Below are 17,480 nucleotides of genomic sequence, written 5' to 3' on the forward strand. Positions count from 1 at the left end.
CCACAATCGCTGCCATGACGCCCACGCCGCTGCCCGAGCTGCCCTCCAGCCACCTGTGCCAGGTGCTGTCACGCTCCAAGGCCCGGCTGCAGCGGCGCGTGCGCCTGAGCGAGGGGGTGGAGCTGGCCGTCTGGGCCAATGTGGACGACGAGGTGCGCTACTGCCAGCCCGGTCACCACACGCTGTCGGTCTACCTGGCCGGCGGCGAGGGCTCGCAACTCAAGGCGCGGCCCGAGGCCATGGGGGCGCCGGGGCGCATCTGCATCTTCACGCCAGAGGACGAATCGCACTGGCTGGTGCGATCGCCCGTGCAGTTCCTGCACCTGTATGTGTCCGACCTGGCCTGGGCGGGGCGCGTGGTCCGCATGCTGGATGCCGAGCCCCGCTCGCGCACCTTGCGTGCGCAGATCTACGGGGACGATCAGGCCTTCCACGCCGGTGCCCGTGCGCTGATGCAACTGGACTGGCAGGACCCGCAGCAGCAACTGGCGGCCGATGCCATTGGCCAGCAGCTGGTGGACCGGCTGGTGCTGCAGTCCGCCACGCCGCGCCAGGTGCAGGCGCTGCAGCGGCCGCTGGGCGGGCTCTCTGCGGCCGTGCGGCGCAGGGTGCTTGCCCATATCGAGGCGCATCTGCATGACTCCAAGGCCGTGTCGCTGCCGGCACTGGCGAGACAGGCCTGCCTTTCGGAATTCCATTTCGCACGCATGTTCCGCCAGAGCATGGGCTGCACGGTGCACGAATGGGTGCTGCAGCAGCGCCTGGCACGGGCACGGCGCGCCCTGTCTGCGCGCAACGTGCCGCCGCTGGCCGAGCTGGCGCTGGATTGCGGCTTTTCCAGCGCCAGCCACCTGGTGCGCAGCTTCCGGGCGCATTTGGGCGTTACGCCTACGCAGTTCTCGATCTTTCAGCGCAATGCTTGAGAAGGATGGCCGGCCTCGCCGGCCTTGATCTGGCGCAAGCGTCTGTCCTTGCGGGCCGGGCATGGCTTGAAATTTGCCCTGCCGGTATCAGATAAATCGCAATGACCCTGTTTCAGGAGCGAAAAGAAACACCATGCGAATCGACAAACTGACAACCAAGTTCCAGGAAGCCCTGGCCGACGCGCAAACGCTGGCCCTGGGCGGTGACCAATCCAACATCGAACCCCTGCACCTGCTCGTGGCGCTGCTGCGCCAGGACGACGGTCCGCGCTCGCTCTTGCAGCGCGCCGGCGCCAACGTGGGCCAGCTGCAGGCCGCGGCCGAGAAGGCTCTGGCAGACCTGCCGCGCGTGCAGCATCAGGATCAGGTGCAGGTCGGCTCCGAGCTGGGCCGCCTGCTGCAGGTGACCGAGAAGGAAGCCCTCAAGCGCGGCGACCAGTTCATTGCCAGCGAGCTGTTCCTGCTGGCGCTGACCGACAGCAGCGGCGCCTCCACGCGTGCGGGCCAACTGCTCAAGGAAAGCGGCGTGACGCGCTCCAGCCTGGAGTCGGCCATCAACGCCGTGCGCGGCGGCCAGACCATGGACAGCGCCGAAGGCGAAGGCCAGCGCGAGGCCCTCAAGAAATACACCATGGACCTGACCGAGCGCGCGCGCATCGGCAAGCTCGATCCGGTGATCGGCCGCGACGACGAAATCCGCCGCTCCATCCAGGTGCTGCAGCGCCGCAGCAAGAACAACCCCGTGCTCATCGGCGAGCCCGGCGTGGGCAAGACCGCCATTGTCGAGGGCCTGGCCCAGCGCATCGTGGCCGGCGAGGTGCCCGAAAGCCTCAAGAACAAGCGCGTGCTGTCGCTGGACATGGCGGGCCTGCTGGCCGGCGCCAAGTACCGCGGCGACTTCGAGGAGCGACTGAAGTCCGTGCTCAAGGAAGTGGCCCAGGAAGAGGGGCGCATCATCCTGTTCATCGACGAGATCCACACCATGGTCGGCGCCGGCAAGGCCGATGGCGCCATGGATGCGGGCAACATGCTCAAGCCCGCGCTGGCGCGCGGCGAGCTGCACTGCATCGGTGCGACCACTCTCGATGAATACCGCAAGTACATCGAAAAGGATGCGGCGCTGGAGCGGCGCTTCCAGAAGGTGCTGGTCGAAGAGCCTTCCGTGGAGGACACCATCGCCATCCTGCGCGGACTGCAGGTGCGCTACGAGGCCCACCACGGCGTGGACATCACCGACCCGGCCATCGTGGCTGCGGCCGAGCTGAGCCACCGCTACATCACCGACCGCTTCCTGCCCGACAAGGCCATCGACCTGATCGACGAGGCGGCGGCCAAGATCAAGATCGAGATCGACTCCAAGCCCGAGGTCATGGACAAGCTCGAGCGCCGCATGATCCAGCTCAAGATCGAGCGCGAGGCCATGAAGAAGGAAAAGGACGAGGCCTCGCAAAAGCGCCTGCAACTGATCGAGGAAGAACTCGGCAGCCTGGAGCGCGAGTACGCCGACCTCGAAGACGTGTGGAAGAGCGAGAAGGCCAGCGCCCAGGGCTCCGAGCAGATCCGCAAGGAGATCGACCAGATCCGTATCCAGATCGACGAGCTCAAGCGCAAGGGCGACTTCAACAAGGTGGCCGAGCTGCAGTACGGCAAGCTGCCCTCGCTGGAAAAGCAGCTCAACGAAGCCCAGGCCAGCGAGCAGGGGCAGGGCGGTGCGCCCGCCCACAGATTGCTGCGCACCCATGTGGGCGCCGAGGAGATTGCCGAGGTGGTCAGCCGTGCCACGGGCATTCCCGTGGCCAAGATGATGCAGGGCGAGAAGGACAAGCTGCTGCGCATGGAAGACCGGCTGCATGACCGCGTCGTCGGCCAGGACGAGGCCATCTCGGCCGTGGCCAACGCCATACGCCGTTCGCGCTCGGGCCTGTCCGATCCCAACCGGCCCACCGGTTCCTTCCTGTTCCTGGGCCCCACGGGCGTGGGCAAGACGGAACTGTGCAAGGCGCTGGCCGGCTTCCTGTTCGACAGCGAAGACCATCTGGTGCGCATCGACATGAGCGAGTTCATGGAAAAGCATTCCGTGGCACGCCTGATCGGCGCGCCGCCCGGCTACGTGGGCTACGAGGAAGGCGGCTACCTGACCGAGGCCGTTCGCCGCAAGCCCTACAGCGTGCTGCTGCTCGACGAGGTGGAGAAGGCCCATCCCGACGTCTTCAACGTGCTGCTGCAGGTACTGGACGACGGCCGGCTGACCGACGGCCAGGGCCGCACCGTGGACTTCAAGAATACGGTCATCGTGATGACGAGCAACATAGGCTCTTTGCTGATCCAGGCCATGGTCGGCGAGGATTACGATGATGTGAAAGACGCGGTCTGGGGGGAACTCAAGAACCATTTCCGACCCGAATTCCTCAACCGCATCGACGAGACCGTGGTGTTCCACGCGCTCGACGCGAAGAATATCGAGTCGATCGCAAGGATTCAGCTCAAGCTGCTGGAGCGGCGTTTGGAGAAAATGGACCTTGCGCTGCAGGTGTCCGACCAGGCACTGGCCGAACTGGCCAAGGTGGGCTTCGATCCCGTTTTCGGGGCCCGGCCGCTCAAGCGCGCGATACAGCAGCGGATCGAAAATCCGTTGTCGAAACTGCTGCTTGAAGGGCGCTTCCCGCCCAAGAGCACGATTGCGGTGCATGTGGACCCGGTACAGGAACCGGGCGTATTCCGGTTCGATGCGGCAGACTCCGCCTGACGCACCGGGCCAGCCAAGAAAGGCTTTGCTTTGAACGATTTCGTCGCCACCCTGACCCGCTGGGCCGTTCGCATCCTGCTGATGCTTGTGGGCCTGGTCTTCTTTGTCAGCCTGCTCACCGCAGCGGCGCTGCTGGCCCTGGTCTGGGCCGTGCGGGCGCTGTGGGCCAGGCTCACCGGCCAGCCGGTCATGCCCTGGGCCATGCGCATGAGCCCGCGGGCTGGCTGGCAGACCGTCTACCGCTCCGGCTCCGAGTGGATGGCCCAGCGCCCGCAGCGCGCCTACGGCGCGGCTGAAGGCGGTGGCCGTCGCGCAGGTGCAGGCGCAGGCGTGCTGCCGGGAGCGGGCGAGGTGACCGACGTTCAGCCCCGTGAAGTGCGCGAGCCCTGAAGCGTCTTGCTGCAGCCTTTACGCGGCCTGCGCATCTTCGCGCCCAGGCCGCGCATATCGGCCCGTATAGTCTGTAACCCTCGGGAGCCCGTGCAAGGCTCCCTTTTTTTTCTCCGAGCCGTTCTGGCTGCTTGCCGCCGTATCCAGCCAACCCGCAGGCGGCCTGTGCAGCATGAGAGCGTCTGCCGCGTCTTCTTACCATTGAGCCCTATGACCCAGATGGATCTTCATCGCGTCTTCGAACTTCAGTACCAGGCCAGCCGGGCGCAGGTGGACGTGCCGCTGCTGGTGCGCCGCGAGAGGCTGCTGCGCATGCAAAAGCTGCTGGACGAGCACGGCCCCGTGCTGGCTGCCGCAGTGCAGGCCGACTTCGGCATGCGCTCGCCACGGTTGACCGAGATGGTGGAGCTGTTCGTGCTGCGCAACCTGCTCAAGCACACGCTGCGCCATCTGGCGCGCTGGTCGGGGCGCCAGCGGGTGCGCACGCCGCTGATGCTCATGCCGGGCCGTGGGTGGATAGAGCGCCAGCCGCTGGGCGTGGTGGGGGTGATCTCCCCGTGGAACTATCCGGTGCAACTGGCGCTGGGGCCTGCCATCACGGCCCTGGCCGCGGGCAACCGCGTCATGCTCAAGCCCAGCGAACTCACGCCGCACACGTCGGCGCAACTGGCCGCGCTGGTGGGGCAGTTCTTTGCGCCCGAGGAGTTCGCCGTGATCGAGGGCGATGTGAGCGTGGCCACGCAGTTCTCGGGCCTGCACTTCGACCATCTGCTGTTCACCGGATCGACGGCCGTGGGCCGGCGCGTGGCCCAGGCGGCCGCAGCGCACCTGACGCCGACCACGCTGGAGCTGGGCGGCAAGTCGCCCTGCATCGTCTCCACCGACTGCGACCTGAAGGAGGCAGCGCTCAAGATCGCACATGGCAAGCTCGTCAACGCAGGCCAGACCTGCATTGCCCCCGACTACGTGCTGCTGCCGCGTGGACAGGAGGCCGAATTCGCCGAGGCCTTTCGCGCCGCCGCGCAGCGGCTGTTCCCGCGCTTTGCCGGCAACCCGGACTATGCCGCCATCCTCACCAAGCGCCACCTGGCCCGCCTGCGGCAGATGCTGCGCCAGGCCCAGGGCATGGGCGCCCATGTCGAATGGATGGAGGACGGCGGCGCCAGCCAGGAGGGGGCGGACATGGCCTGGGGTGATGCCGTGGAGCGCCAGATGGCACCGGCCCTGGTCTTCAATGCCACCAGCCAGATGCAGCTCATGCAGGAGGAGATCTTCGGCCCCATCCTGCCCGTGATCAGCTACGACAGGCTGGACGACGTGGTCTCGGCCATCAATGCCGGGCCCAGGCCGCTGGCGCTGTACTGGTTCGGCCGCGACGAGAAGGTGCGTGATGCGGTGCTGTCACGCACCATCAGCGGCGGGGTGACGGTCAATGACACCCTGCTGCACTTCGCGCACGAGAACCTGCCCTTCGGTGGCGTGGGCGACAGCGGTTGGGGTGCCTATCATTCGGAGCAGGGCTTTGCGCGGCTGAGCCATCAGAAGGCGGTGTTCGTGCAGTCGCGCTGGTCAGGGGCCGCCATGCTGTATCCGCCCTATGGTGCGAAGTTCGATCGCATCATGGAACTGATGCGCCGCTGGCTGTGAGCAAGGGCTCGATCGGGCGTGCTGCCGGGCATGCCTGCATCGTGAGGAATTGTCAACTGATTCCTTGGCGAGCCTTGTGTTGCATGCACTAGCTGCTCTTTTTTGAAGAGCACATAGCACATCCGATAGCCGAGGGCAAGAAAACGAGCACAGCCGTACTTGCGTGCATGGCTAAGGGGCTCGATGCACGCAAAAAGCGCGATTCCGGTGAAAATCACGCCCTTCTATTTTCACCTGTTTTCGTTTCGGTTTTTCCATGTCTAGTATCCAGGTTCGTCCAGCCACTCTCCGCGATGCAAAAGCGATTGCCCAGATCCATACTGCTTCCGCCATGGAGGCTTACCGAGGTCTGGTTCCCGATGACCAGCTCAAGAGCATGTCGTCGGTAGAAAAACGCCAGGCCTATTGGCGCGAAGCCATTGAATTTTGCGAGCCCCAGGTTCAGGTCGCCATCGATGGCGACAAGATCGTCGGCTTCGTCGGCTTCGACCGCTCGCGCGATGAGAAGTCGCGCCAGACCACCGGTGAAATCTGGGCCATCTATGCTGCACCTACCCACTGGAATCAGGGTGTGGGCGTGGCCCTGTGGGACGCCGCACGCGACGGCCTGCTTGAAGAAGGCTGCACCAATGTCACGTCGTGGGTGCCGCTGCGCAATGAACGCGCGCTGCGCTTTCACGAGCTCGCCGGCTTCAAGCGCGAAATGTCCACCGCCAAGACGGCCCAGGTGGGTGGTCTCAAGATCGAGGAAGTGCGGCTCAAGCGCGCACTGAACTGATCGGGTCTCCGACCCGCCTTCCCCCTAAATCACTCACGGAGCAGCAGGCCTTGTCCTCTTCCCAGAACTGGTCCCTGCTGCAATGGCAGGAGAACGAGGCCACGCAGGCAGCGCTGTGGCGCGCGGACAGCACCATGACCGCACCGCGCCGCATCGTCATCGCCGACGACAGCCTGTCTGCCGACAGCGCCTACCGCCTGGCCTGCGAAGGCCAGGCGATGCTGTGGCGCGGCGATTTCCAGAATGCCAGGCAATTGCTGTCGGCGCTGGGCCGCCGCCTGGACAAGCCTGCACGTGAGACGTCCGCCAAGGCTCGCCATCGGCGGGCCGGCAAGGAAGACGCCAAGCCTGTCTTTCCCCATGCCTTCCACCTGCACCGCCAGGCGCTGGCGCAGCGGGCACGCATTCTGTCCAGCGTGATGATCGAGCTCGATGCCAGCTGGCATTGCGCCCTGCGCCGCGCACCGGACTGGAGCGAGGCCTGCCGCGAGGCCTGGGGCGACATTCCCGCCGATCAGGGTGCGCGCAGCGTCATCGTTCCCTTGCGTGAACTGCTGGGCGCGCTGGGCGCGCATGAGTGGCGCAAGAAGGGCGTGGCCCTGGCTGTGCCGGGCATGCCGGAGTTCAGCATTCATCCGCACTACGGCGTGTTCTCCCCGGTGCGCGGCGAGTACCTGGATCTGGTGGCGCAGGCGCCCCTGCCGGCCGCAGCCCAGCAGGCCGATGCCGCAGTCTGGGATATCGGCACGGGCACGGGTGTGCTTTCCGCTCTCTTGCTGCACCGTGGCGTGCGGCAGGTGGTGGCCACCGACCTGAGCGACCGGGCCCTGGCCTGTGCGCAGGACAACCTGCAGCGACTGGGATTGGCGCAGCGCGTGAGCCTGCGCAAGGCAGACCTGTTCCCCGAAGGCCGGGCCGCCCTGGTGGTCTGCAATCCACCGTGGTTGCCGGGCAAGGCCAGCTCCCTGCTGGAGCAGGCCGTCTACGACGAAGGCAGCCGCATGCTGCGCGGCTTTGTGCAAGGCCTTGCAGCGCATCTGCTGCCGGGCGGCGAAGGCTGGCTGATCCTGTCGGATCTGGCCGAGCATCTGCAACTGCGCTCGCGCGAGCAATTGCTGGAGTGGATCGAGGCCGCTGGCCTGCAGGTCCTGGGCCGAGAGGACATCCGCCCACGCCATGGGAAGGCTGTGGACGCTGCCGATCCGCTGCACGCCGCACGCGCTGCCGAAGTCACCTCGCTGTGGCGCCTGGCGCCTCGCTGATCGCCGGCACCCACGCTTTCATCCCGGTCAGGCGCCTTGCGCTGCCATTGACTCGTTTGCCTGCTGGGGCAGCAGATGCTGCAGCCGCTCGCGCAGCGCATCCGCGCGCTCGTTGCCGGCATGCTCCTGCACGGTCTGCAGCAGCTGCAAGGCGGCGGCCTGCAGAGCCGCCAGGTCGCGCGCTTCGCGCAGCAGATGGCGCAGCACCTGGGCCTTGTCCTCATGGCGGTTGGCGAACATGCGCTCGCACAGGTCGAACAGATACATGCGTGTGCCGGCCAGATTCAGCGTGGCGGCAGGGCCTGGTGAAGCGGGTTGCCTGGCAGCGGCAGGCGCCATCGCGGGGCCCTGCGGCTGGGGCGATGTTTCGATGGCATTGCCGGCCAGGCGCTGAAGATGGCCGCTGTCTATCAGCTGCTGTACCAGCTCCCTGGCCTGGGCACCCAGCACCTGCTGCAGCTGCTCCTCGGTGCGGCCATCGGCCATCAGCAGCACCGAGCGCTCGCGCAGCGGCAGGCTGCGCCGGCCGGGCTGCAGCTCTTCAAGGGCCTTGGCGGTTTTTTGCAGCAGCATGGTTGGGGCAGGGGAGTCCGACAAGCCCCGATTGCACGTTACATGAATGACCGTGGCGTGAAAAAGCCATGACAACTGGTCCGGTGCAACTTGCTGCGGCAAGGGCACAATCGCCTGCCGCCGCCTTGATGAGGGGCGATTCGAAGGGGCAGGCGGCCAATACGGGCTGCAGGAATATTGTTTGATCTGTAACAGGAAGACGGGGCTGCAGGTCCCGGAACACAGCTGATGAGACTGTTGCTGGCGCCCATGGAGGGCTTGCTTGATTTCGTGCTGCGCGATGTGCTCACGCGCGTGGGCGGTGCGGACCGCTGCGTCTCTGAGTTCATCCGCGTCACGGGGACGCTGCTGCCCGACAAGGTATTCCTGCGCACCATGCCGGAATTGAACAATGGCAGCCGGACGCTGGCGGGGGTGCCCGTGCGGGCCCAGTTGCTGGGATCGGACCCGGACAGCATGGCGGCCAACGCGGCCAATCTGGCGCGCCTGGGGCCGGAGGGCATCGACCTGAACTTCGGCTGCCCGGCTAAGGTGGTCAACCGCCACGGCGGCGGCGCTGCGCTGCTGCAGGACCCGGAACAGATTGCGCGCGTGGTGGGCGCCGTGCGTGCCGCCGTGCCAGCGGCCATGCCCGTGTCGGCCAAGATGCGGCTGGGTTTCAATGACACCGCCCTGATGACCGAATGCGCCCAGGCCATGCAGGCCGGCGGTGCCTGCGAAATCGTCGTTCATGCCCGCACCAAGCTCGATGGCTACCGCCCGCCCGCCTACTGGGAGATGATCCCGCGCATCCGCGAATCCGTGACCGTGCCCGTGGTGGCCAACGGCGAGATATGGACGGTGCAGGAGGCGCTGCGCTGCCGCGAGCAATCGGGTTGCAGCGACCTGATGCTGGGGCGGGGAATCGTTGCCGACCCGGGCCTGGCGCTGGCCATTCGCGCCGCCGTTGAAGGTGAGCAGACCCCGGCCGCCGAGGTGTGCTGGAGCGACCTCGTGCCCCAGGTTCAGCGCTTCTGGGACATGGTCTGCGAGGACTTGGAGCCGCGCCAGCGCGCAGGCCGTCTCAAGCAATGGCTGAACCTGCTGCGCCGCCGCTTTCCCGAGGCCGAGCAGGCCTATCAGGAGGTGCGCACCCAGACCGATCAGCGCGAGATCACCCTCTGGGTCCAGGCGCTGGCTCGGCGCCAGGAGTGGGCGGGGTTGTAGCGCTGTCGTCCGCCTACAGCAGGTGGTCCGGAGCCAGCGGGCCCAGGAGCTTGAGCATCAGGCGCAGGCCCCAGCTGGCATCGGGCTCGCTGTGCTCGTCGGCGCGGTCGCTGTCTTCCGAGGCCCGCCAGACCAGTCCTCCATCCTTGTCGATCTCCACGCGCCAGCTGCCGTCCTGCAGGCCCTCGTCAATACTTTGCGTGGCCAGCCTGCCGAACTCGCGGCTGGCGATGAGCAGGGCGATCTCGGTGTTCTGCAGTTGCGAGCGCAGGTCCAGATTCATCGAGCCGACTGCCACCAAGTGACCATCCACCACCAGCAGCTTGGAATGCAGCATGGCGCGCGAGGCACCCGTGGCGCCTGAAGGACCGCCACCGCCACTGCTGCCCGAGCCAAACGCAGAGCGGACACTGGCCGCTGTGCTGCGCATCTCATAGAGTTCAACGCCCATCTCCAGCAACGCCTTGCGGTGGCGTGCATAGCCGGCATGGGCCAGGGGCGCGTCATTGGAGGCCAGCGAATTGGTCAGGATGCGCACGCGCACCCCGCGTTGCCGCGCGCCGCGAAACGCCTCCATCATGTCCGGACCGGGCACGAAATAGGGCGAGACCACCAGTAGATCGCGTCGCGTCTTGCGGACCAGGGCCAGCAGGCCGTCCACTACCGAATCGGCCTCCAGTACCGGGCGCGCCGCCTGGCGCAAGGCCGGAGTTGGCTGGCCCATGGGCAGCGTGCCAGCAGGCTTGGCCTGCGGGCTGTTCGGGGCGGGTGTGGCTGGCGCAGACGCGTCCGCACTGGTGCTCGGGCTGTCATCCCTGTCCAGCGGGATCTTGGCCGGCTGGTCCACCAGCACGGCGGCCGAGGCCCAGGTCCATGGCGCCTTGCGCAAATCCATGGGCTGCTGGTCCCAGATGATGCGGCTGTGTTCGGCGGCCTGCTCAGCCGTCTTTGCCTCTTTGGCGGCAACGGCTGGCGTAGGGTCCTCGTCCTGCGCCTGATCGCCATCATCGGCAAAGCGCTCGCGCAGCTGCTTGAGCTCCTTGAGACTGATGAGCGACTGAACCGGATAGGCGCGCGGGTTGTTCCAATAGCTGTCGAAGCTGCGTGACAGATCGCCGACCACCGGCCCCGAAGCCAGCACGTCGAGGTCCACGAAATTGCTGGCGCTGTCCGCGTCGAAATACGCATCGCCCAGATTGCGCCCCCCGATCACGCCCATGGCGTTGTCGGCAATGAAGAGCTTGTTGTGCATGCGCTGCTGCGCCCGCTGGAAATCCGTCAACAGCGTATAGGCCCGCCCCAGCACGGAACTGCGTGCGCCCGCCAGCGGGTTGAACATGCGCATCTCTATGCCCGGCACAAAGGCCAGCCGCATGACCTGCGCATTCGCACCCGTGCTGTGGAAGTCGTCCAGCAACACTCGCACCCGCACGCCACGCCGCGCCGCCTCCACCACGCCGCGCAGCAGGCGCTGCGTGCTCTCGTCGGCATGGATGGCGTAGTACTGCAGGTCCAGCGTCTGCTGCGCGCCCTCGACCAGGGCCAGCCGTGCGCCGTAGGCGGCCTGGGCGCCGGACAGGAGGGTGAAGGCAGAGGTTTGAGGCCTGACGCTGGCTGGCCGCAATTGCTGCACCAAAGAGCCCAATGGCGTGCTTTGCGGAGCTTCCAAGGCGGCAGTGACGGGGCGATCGACCTGAGAGGGCAAGCTGCTGGCGCAGCCGCAGACCACGGCGGACACCAGCAGGACAAGCGTGGTCCGCAGGCCTCGGAAGAGGCTGACGGATGGAAGAGGCTGTAGGTTGCGAGCGCCGGACATGATTCGAAGATTTGGCCCAAGGATCGGTCAATCGGGTGTCGGACGGCTGCGCCAGCCGCTGGTCCAGGAAGCTGCTGTCCGCGTCAGAAGCTGGCGCGCCCTTCAACACGAGCAACAACGCGCAGATCCGGCCCTATACGCTGCACATCGTGCAACTCTAGCGCAAGGGCCTCGGACAGCGCGTCCAGCGGCCCGAAACTGGCAATGCCCATGCCACCCGTGCCCAGCAGCTTGGGGGCCAGGTACAGCAGCAGTTCATCGACCAGCCCTTCGCGTATCAGCGAGCCATTGAGCTTGAAGCCTGCTTCCACATGCAGCTCGTTCGTACCGCGCGCGGCCAGGTCACGCAGCATGGCGGCCAAGTCCACCTTGCCGTGCGCGTTGGGCATGTGGATGATCGTCGCGCCAGCCGCCTGCAAATCTTCGGACCGCAAAGTATCCTGACTGCTGGTGTAGATAAGGCAGCCGCCGGGCGTCTTCAGCACCTGGGCGGTGAGCGGCGTGTCCAGCCGGCTATCCACCACCGCGATGCGCGGTTGGCGCTGGGTAGGCACTTCACGCACGTTCAGACGCGGATCGTCTTCCAGCACCGTGCCTATGCCCGTCAGCAGGGTGCAGGCCCTCGCGCGCCAGGCATGGCCGTCGGCACGTGCCTCGGGCGAGGTGATCCATTGGCTGACACCGTTGTGCAATGCGGTTGCGCCGTCAAGGGAACTGGCGGCCTTCATGCGCACCCACGGTATGCCGCGCAGCATGCGGCTGAAGAAGCCGATGTTCAGTTCGCGCGATTCGGCTGCACCTGGTCCCACCTCCACCTGTACACCTGCAGCACGCAGCCGCGCAAAACCTTGGCCAGCTACCTGGGGATTGGGGTCGGTGAGTGCGCCTACCACCTTGGCAACGCCTGCAGCGATCAGGGCATCGCAGCAGGGACCTGTACGGCCCTGGTGCGAGCAAGGCTCCAGCGTCACATAGGCGGTTGCTCCGCGCACATCCTCGCCCTGTGCTGCGGCATCGCGCAGCGCCATCACTTCGGCATGTGGGCCACCAGCCTGCTGGGTGAACCCCTGGCCAACGACCCGGCCATCAGGTGCCACCAGTACGCAGCCTACGCGCGGATTGGGGGAGGAAAGAAAAAGCGCCTGGGCGGCGAGCCCAAGCGCTTGGTGCATGTGTCGAGGGGAATCTGCCATGGCCGGCATGGTAAGGCAGCTTGGCTGTGTGTCTTACTTGCCCCAGCAATCGGCGTTGAATGCCGAGTCCGACGAGACCTTTCCATCGGCGCCGCGCAGCCCGGTGTTGCTCAGCGTATAGGTTCCGCATTTGTCGCCTGTCTGCGGGCCACGGGGCACTGCCGTCAAGGTGTAGCTTGCGTTGCTATTGTTTGCTGCGAATCCGATGGTGTAGCGCTTGCTGTTGTCGCCTGCCCAGGTGAGGGCGGCCGGCAGTGCAGTGGGATAGACGCCCGTGGCGGTAGAAGCCCTTTCCAGCCACTGCTGGGCCTGCAGCAGCCCCGCACGGGCATCGGCCCTGTGTCCGCGGCGTATGTACTCGGAGTAGCTGGGTATGGCAATGGCCGTGAGGATGCCGACGACCGCCACCACGATCATCATCTCGATTAAGGTGAAGCCTTGGTTCTTGCGTTTCATATATGGCTGCTCAACTGGGATGAAAGATAACATCCGCAAGCCTACTTGATGTGGCGCCAACTGGGGCGCAGGGATTCTTCAGGCATGGGTGCGAGCTTCTCCTTCTCGTTTTTCGAATCAATATCGATATTTATCTTGCTGCTGGAGAGCACGGTATGCGATCCCTTGCTGACCTGTGCGCGCGAGACACCGCCATCATTGACATTGAAGAAGCCATCCTTGTTCTTGTCCACGATCTGCACGGTCGGCCGCTTGCCGTCCATGATGTTGATCAGCGTGCGGTACTGGCGCTCCTCATCCACGGAAGTGGACTCGCAGCTTTCTACGCTGAGATCCACGTTCGAACCTTTGGCCGGCACCTGCGAGTACACCGTCAGGATGTTGCTTCCGTCATAGAACTCCATTGGCTTGAGCAGGCGTTCCCCAATGGCGGGCATGTCCATGAACCAGCCGTTGTAGTTGGCCCAGGTTTCCTTCTTAAGTTCGTTTTCCGCATTCCTTGCATCCACCGTGCCGTATTCGCCGTTGCCGAGTTCGCTGATTTTCTGTTCGGCCAGCTTGGCATTGGCTACGCCTTCGCCCAAGGCCAACGGTGAAGGCACGCAGGTGGTTGCTGATGGCGCGCAGACCCCGTCGCCAGGGTGCACCTCCAGGCGCTTGCCTTTGGCGGTGTCGATGATGCGGTAGCGTGTGTTGTCAAGAACTGAGTAAAGGCTTTGCACCTGTACGCTGTTGGGATCGTCCTGGGTGACGTTGCGGCCCGTGCCGAACGCGATCATCATGCCGGTCACGGGGACCGTCTTGGCATTTGTTCCCGTGCCTATCGTCATGGTGCGGTCATTGGTGCGCACCGTAGGTGCGACCGTGATGGGCTGTACATTGGTGCGTGCGGACGAGTTCAGTGCGGTCGGCCCCTTTGCCGTGAATAAGGGCTGACCTCTGAAGGCCACGTTCCAGTTGGAATCGTTGATGCTGGTCACATCGAACTTCCAGAGATTGCCCAGGTTGTCTCCGGCATAGATGACGTCGGGTCGGCCATCGCCGTCGATGTCCACCAGGCGCGGGGCCGACAGGCCGTTGTCTGCCGCCTTGCCTGTGCCAGCCGTTTCCGTGGTGACGGGGATACGCACCAATTCCTGTGCGCCATCCAGATACTGGACCAGCAGCACGGGGCGTTGATTGGCACTGTTGTAGCCATTGCCCATCACCACTGCCCAGCGGTTGTTGTTCATGCGTGTGATCTGCGTGGTGCGCATGGGGTCGTTTTCGTCGAGCACGGGGCGGGCGGTAATATGGCCGATATCCCTGTCCTCTTCCACGGCTTTCAGGCATGCGGCCTTCTCGGACACGCCTATACCCGTTCTTGCGCAGTCAAGCACCGTCTCCCCAGCGCCGCGGGTACGGTCGAGTCTCACCAGTTGCGAGGCATTGGCTTCGGTGAAGCCCAGAGCGCCATCCGTGGTGGTGGCTGAGTTTGGATTGGTGACATCCAGCACGAAGTAGCCCTTGCCTCCGGCGCCAAGGGCTCCCACCAGCAACGTACGCCATTTGGCCGCGTAGTTGATCGCATAGTTAGGATCGTCGGTCGCCTGGATGCCAGTGCCCAGGTCCACATCGCCAGTCATTGGCGAGCCATCCACGAAGTATTTGTGCGTGCTGTTGTAATCGGGAGATGTCAGCAGCTTGAGGTTGGGAATCACGCCGCGGGGGACATAGGCAATTTTCTCGCTGCCGTCGGCGGCCGAAAAACCGTGCAGCATGCCATCGTTGCCGCCCACATAGATCATGGGGGGGCGATCGGCATTGTTGCGTGTGAATTCGGCATAGCCGGTCAGGGCATAGCTGCTCGAAGGTTTGCCGAGATACCACACCACGGAATTGATAATATCGCCCTGGCGGCTCTTGCGTTCGCGGAATGGTTGGGATGTGGTGTAGCCATTGTTGTCGGAGCCTTCCAGGCTGCGGTCACCCCGGATGAAGTTGAGCCGGTTCTGTCCGTTCGTTGCCACGGTGACACTGGTGTCGCTGGGGTTGAACCCCAGCATTGCCTTTTGCGCCGTGCTCAGATTGGCCTCATCGTTGGCCCATTTGAAGGACGTGCCTCCTTTGTATTTGGTGGTGTCCCATTTGTCGCTCCAGCTCAGGATCAGACGGCTAGCCACGCTGGTCAGCGCATCGAGCTTGTCTGCCGTATTTTTTCCGCCCCATCCGGGGGCGGAAATCGTCGTGCCATCCTTTTGCACGGTCTCTGCCGTCACGAAGCCCTTCCAGGCGTTCTGCGGCTCATAGGCACCGGTGAATTTGCCGACATCGTTGCGTGAGGCGTTGGAGCCACTGGTGGCAGTGGATGTCAGGTCGGGTTCGGTCTGCGTGTTGATCTGACCAAAGATCTCACGGAAGGCCTTTTCCAGATCCTCGCCTTTTTCCACGGCATAAAAGCGTCCGCGACCATTGAGTGCCGCATGCCACAGATCCAGGGCATTGCGCGACTCCGTGTTGGCGGTCAGGTCAGGCCAGCCGATGGTGCCGTTGGCCAAGCCTGGGAAACTTCCGTCGTAGCCAAACGGTACCATTTGTGTCGGACGCGTGATGGATGAATAGCTCCATTCGAACGCCATCTTGCTGAAGCCGATGGTGTAGGTCACCATGTGGGGCCAGGTGGCCGGGTTGTAGCGTGGATTCCAATAGCGATCCAGCGTGGCAGAGGTGCCGCTGGCATTGGTGAAGGTTTCGGTGGAGGAGGCCTTGCGGTAGTCGGCGGTAGGCTGCATGGTCCCTGTCAACCCCGAAGTCTGCAGCGGATTGGCCCAGCTGTAGAACGCCCAGTCGGCCAAGGTCGTACCTTTGGATTCGTCACGGTAGAGGGCGGATTTCTTTTGGTCCGCCGTGCTGCCGCCGTACACCATGTTGTCGCTGAACTTCAGGTTGGTCGCATTGTCTCTCCAATTCGTATTGGGGACATTGGTAGCTGTGCCATTCCAGCGGCCATCGGTCATCATGATGTGGTAATTGCGTCGGCAGGCAAGGTAAGGCGCGCCGGTATTGCCTGGATCGCTGGCCCACGGTCCGTCCTTGCTGACTGCGCGGCGCATGTAACTGTCCGCCTGACTGAACATCAGGTGCGACGGTGTGCCGTTGCTGGGGCTCAGGTTGTTGATGAAGGAGATGAAGTTCGTGCGATGCGAACCTTGCAGCGGGCGCATGGAGTTCGTATTCATCTGGACGGCGCTTCTGCCACTGCCGCTGTCCACATTGCCGGCATCGGAAGAGCGACCGTTGTTCCACATGGCCTGCCAGGCCAGTCGGATTTTCTTGTCGGGCAGCAGCGTGGTGTCTCGGAAGATACCGCCGGATCCATTGTTACCGATGAGTGCGTACTTGAGTACGTTGACACGGCGGCTGCTCATGGGCCAAGTACCATCCGAGTTGGGTGTGGTCTGGTTGCTCGCGCCGCTGGTGCTTTCGCTGTCGAGCCGGAAATTCATACTTCCCGAATCGTCAATGGAGATGATGACGTTGGGTGAAACGTAAGGTTCCTTAGTGCCGGGCGGCGACTGCGAAAGATCCAGCGCCATGGCGCCTTGCGGCAGCAGCGCGGCTGCCGCGGCCAGCGAAAGCAAGGTCCGGCGGAAGGTGTGCAGCGAAACGGGGGGCTTGCATTTCATGGCGCTTGCTCCTCTTAGTGTCAATATGGTGAATGTGGAAGGGTTTGCATGCCTTGGCGGATGGCAAGGCGTGTTGGCCTAGTTCTTGCGTTTTTGCTGTGCGTAGGTCTGCTGCAGGACCACCATGGTGTTCGGCTTGCGCCCATAGGCCAGCGCCGTGACGCGATACACCACGAAGGGCTTGAGGTTCAGCGGCAGCAGGTTGTGCGGGCCGCCCATGATGAGGCTGGAATTCTTGTTGTCCTGGTAGGGAAGAACCTCCATCCAGTACCAGCCTCCCCGATTGGCGCTGCCTGTGTCCGTCAGGATGGGGTTGGCGGGCTGGGAACTGGAGCCTTTCGCTGCGCCCGTGTACTGGCCATAGCGCGCACCAACCGTACTGGCCGTCATCTGTGCCAACGTGGGCCCCTGAGATTCGTCCGAGTTGTTCCAGAAATCCTGCTTGCCCGTGCGCTTGGCGCAAAGGCCATTGCGGCATCGGGTGGGCTGTGCTTCCAGTTGGCCCAGCAAAGGAGTGACGTCCTGTGCCTCCAGAGGGATCTTGTCTGCGGTCGTCTTGCGGCAGACATCGCCGCTGCCACTGCATTCCGCGCCGTTGGACTGTTCGCCGCGTATATCCAACTCGGCATCCTGCAGCAGTGCCTGGGCGGCCTCATAGGCGCGCTGGTAATCGGCATCGTTGCCGACCACCATCTCATTGAACAGCGAGGTGCGGGTGGCCCACAATGCCAGGAGCATAGAGAGCATGACGAACACGAGGACGACGAACAGCGCCACGCCACGCTGCCGGCGGTCCTTTGAATAGAGTTGCATGCGCAGGTGCAT

At 64.5% G+C, this 17,480-nt stretch carries 13 protein-coding genes; 7 read left to right on the forward strand and 6 right to left on the reverse strand.

The annotated features are described in order from the left end of the window. Positions 1-14 precede the first annotated feature (14 nt). From L995_RS03415 to L995_RS03440, 6 genes are all read left to right on the forward strand, one after another. A complete protein-coding gene (locus L995_RS03415) occupies positions 15-923 on the forward strand; it encodes an AraC family transcriptional regulator (protein ID WP_017404082.1) in 909 nt (302 codons plus the stop codon). A gap of 133 nt (positions 924-1,056) precedes the next feature. After that, a complete protein-coding gene (gene clpB, locus L995_RS03420) occupies positions 1,057-3,669 on the forward strand; it encodes an ATP-dependent chaperone ClpB (RefSeq protein ID WP_047469168.1) in 2,613 nt (870 codons plus the stop codon). Between the two features lie 30 nt (positions 3,670-3,699). After that, positions 3,700-4,059, forward strand: coding sequence for a hypothetical protein (locus L995_RS03425; RefSeq protein ID WP_016447736.1), 360 nt, complete (start codon positions 3,700-3,702; stop codon positions 4,057-4,059). Between the two features lie 210 nt (positions 4,060-4,269). Beyond that, positions 4,270-5,706, forward strand: coding sequence for an aldehyde dehydrogenase family protein (locus L995_RS03430; RefSeq protein WP_016447735.1), 1,437 nt, complete (start codon positions 4,270-4,272; stop codon positions 5,704-5,706). Positions 5,707-5,962: 256 nt separating this feature from the next. After that, the gene (locus L995_RS03435; RefSeq protein ID WP_026062042.1) at positions 5,963-6,484 is read left to right on the forward strand and encodes a GNAT family N-acetyltransferase; all 522 of its coding nucleotides are present in this window, start codon (positions 5,963-5,965) and stop codon (positions 6,482-6,484) included. Positions 6,485-6,534: 50 nt separating this feature from the next. Continuing rightward, positions 6,535-7,746, forward strand: a complete 1,212-nt coding sequence (locus L995_RS03440; RefSeq protein WP_047469171.1) for a N5-glutamine methyltransferase family protein — start codon at positions 6,535-6,537, stop codon at positions 7,744-7,746. A gap of 27 nt (positions 7,747-7,773) precedes the next feature. On the opposite strand, the gene L995_RS03445 is transcribed toward L995_RS03440, so the two are convergent. Continuing rightward, on the reverse strand, positions 7,774-8,319 hold the full coding sequence (locus L995_RS03445) for a hypothetical protein (protein WP_047469175.1): 546 nt from the start codon (positions 8,317-8,319) through the stop codon (positions 7,774-7,776). A gap of 228 nt (positions 8,320-8,547) precedes the next feature. Here L995_RS03445 and L995_RS03450 point away from each other — a divergent pair, with 228 nt between their 5' ends. Next, positions 8,548-9,525: a tRNA dihydrouridine synthase gene (locus L995_RS03450; RefSeq protein WP_016447731.1), complete on the forward strand. Its 978-nt coding sequence runs from the start codon at positions 8,548-8,550 to the stop codon at positions 9,523-9,525. A gap of 13 nt (positions 9,526-9,538) precedes the next feature. Here L995_RS03450 and L995_RS03455 read toward each other — a convergent pair whose 3' ends face one another. From L995_RS03455 to L995_RS03475, 5 genes are all read right to left on the reverse strand, one after another. After that, on the reverse strand, positions 9,539-11,341 hold the full coding sequence (locus tag L995_RS03455; RefSeq protein WP_047469178.1) for a phospholipase D family protein: 1,803 nt from the start codon (positions 11,339-11,341) through the stop codon (positions 9,539-9,541). 83 nt (positions 11,342-11,424) lie between these two features. Continuing rightward, positions 11,425-12,543 carry a bifunctional diaminohydroxyphosphoribosylaminopyrimidine deaminase/5-amino-6-(5-phosphoribosylamino)uracil reductase RibD gene (gene ribD, locus L995_RS03460; protein ID WP_082001475.1) on the reverse strand — a complete coding sequence of 373 codons (1,119 nt, stop codon included), beginning with the start codon at positions 12,541-12,543 and terminating at the stop codon, positions 11,425-11,427. Positions 12,544-12,567: 24 nt separating this feature from the next. After that, the gene (locus L995_RS03465; protein ID WP_016447728.1) at positions 12,568-12,990 is read right to left on the reverse strand and encodes a type IV pilin protein; all 423 of its coding nucleotides are present in this window, start codon (positions 12,988-12,990) and stop codon (positions 12,568-12,570) included. Between the two features lie 41 nt (positions 12,991-13,031). Next, positions 13,032-16,655, reverse strand: coding sequence for a pilus assembly protein (locus L995_RS03470; protein WP_047469181.1), 3,624 nt, complete (start codon positions 16,653-16,655; stop codon positions 13,032-13,034). Positions 16,656-16,733: 78 nt separating this feature from the next. Then, on the reverse strand, positions 16,734-17,480 hold the full coding sequence (locus L995_RS03475) for a pilus assembly PilX family protein (protein ID WP_034363848.1): 747 nt from the start codon (positions 17,478-17,480) through the stop codon (positions 16,734-16,736).

The organism is Delftia sp. ZNC0008 (assembly GCF_000799035.1).
Lineage (GTDB): Bacteria > Pseudomonadota > Gammaproteobacteria > Burkholderiales > Burkholderiaceae_C > Comamonas > Comamonas tsuruhatensis.

Bases quoted from the DNA above. Each gene is read 5' to 3' on its own strand.
- L995_RS03415 (WP_017404082.1), top strand. From the start codon at position 15: ATGACGCCCACGCCGCTGCCCGAGCTGCCCTCCAGCCACCTGTGCCAG.
- L995_RS03475 (WP_034363848.1), bottom strand. From the start codon at position 17,480: ATGCACCTGCGCATGCAACTCTATTCAAAGGACCGCCGGCAGCGTGGC.
- L995_RS03430 (WP_016447735.1), top strand. From the start codon at position 4,270: ATGACCCAGATGGATCTTCATCGCGTCTTCGAACTTCAGTACCAGGCC.
- L995_RS03445 (WP_047469175.1), bottom strand. From the start codon at position 8,319: ATGCTGCTGCAAAAAACCGCCAAGGCCCTTGAAGAGCTGCAGCCCGGC.
- L995_RS03435 (WP_026062042.1), top strand. From the start codon at position 5,963: ATGTCTAGTATCCAGGTTCGTCCAGCCACTCTCCGCGATGCAAAAGCG.
- L995_RS03470 (WP_047469181.1), bottom strand. From the start codon at position 16,655: ATGAAATGCAAGCCCCCCGTTTCGCTGCACACCTTCCGCCGGACCTTG.
- clpB (WP_047469168.1), top strand. From the start codon at position 1,057: ATGCGAATCGACAAACTGACAACCAAGTTCCAGGAAGCCCTGGCCGAC.
- L995_RS03450 (WP_016447731.1), top strand. From the start codon at position 8,548: ATGAGACTGTTGCTGGCGCCCATGGAGGGCTTGCTTGATTTCGTGCTG.
- ribD (WP_082001475.1), bottom strand. From the start codon at position 12,543: ATGCCGGCCATGGCAGATTCCCCTCGACACATGCACCAAGCGCTTGGG.
- L995_RS03465 (WP_016447728.1), bottom strand. From the start codon at position 12,990: ATGAAACGCAAGAACCAAGGCTTCACCTTAATCGAGATGATGATCGTG.
- L995_RS03455 (WP_047469178.1), bottom strand. From the start codon at position 11,341: ATGTCCGGCGCTCGCAACCTACAGCCTCTTCCATCCGTCAGCCTCTTC.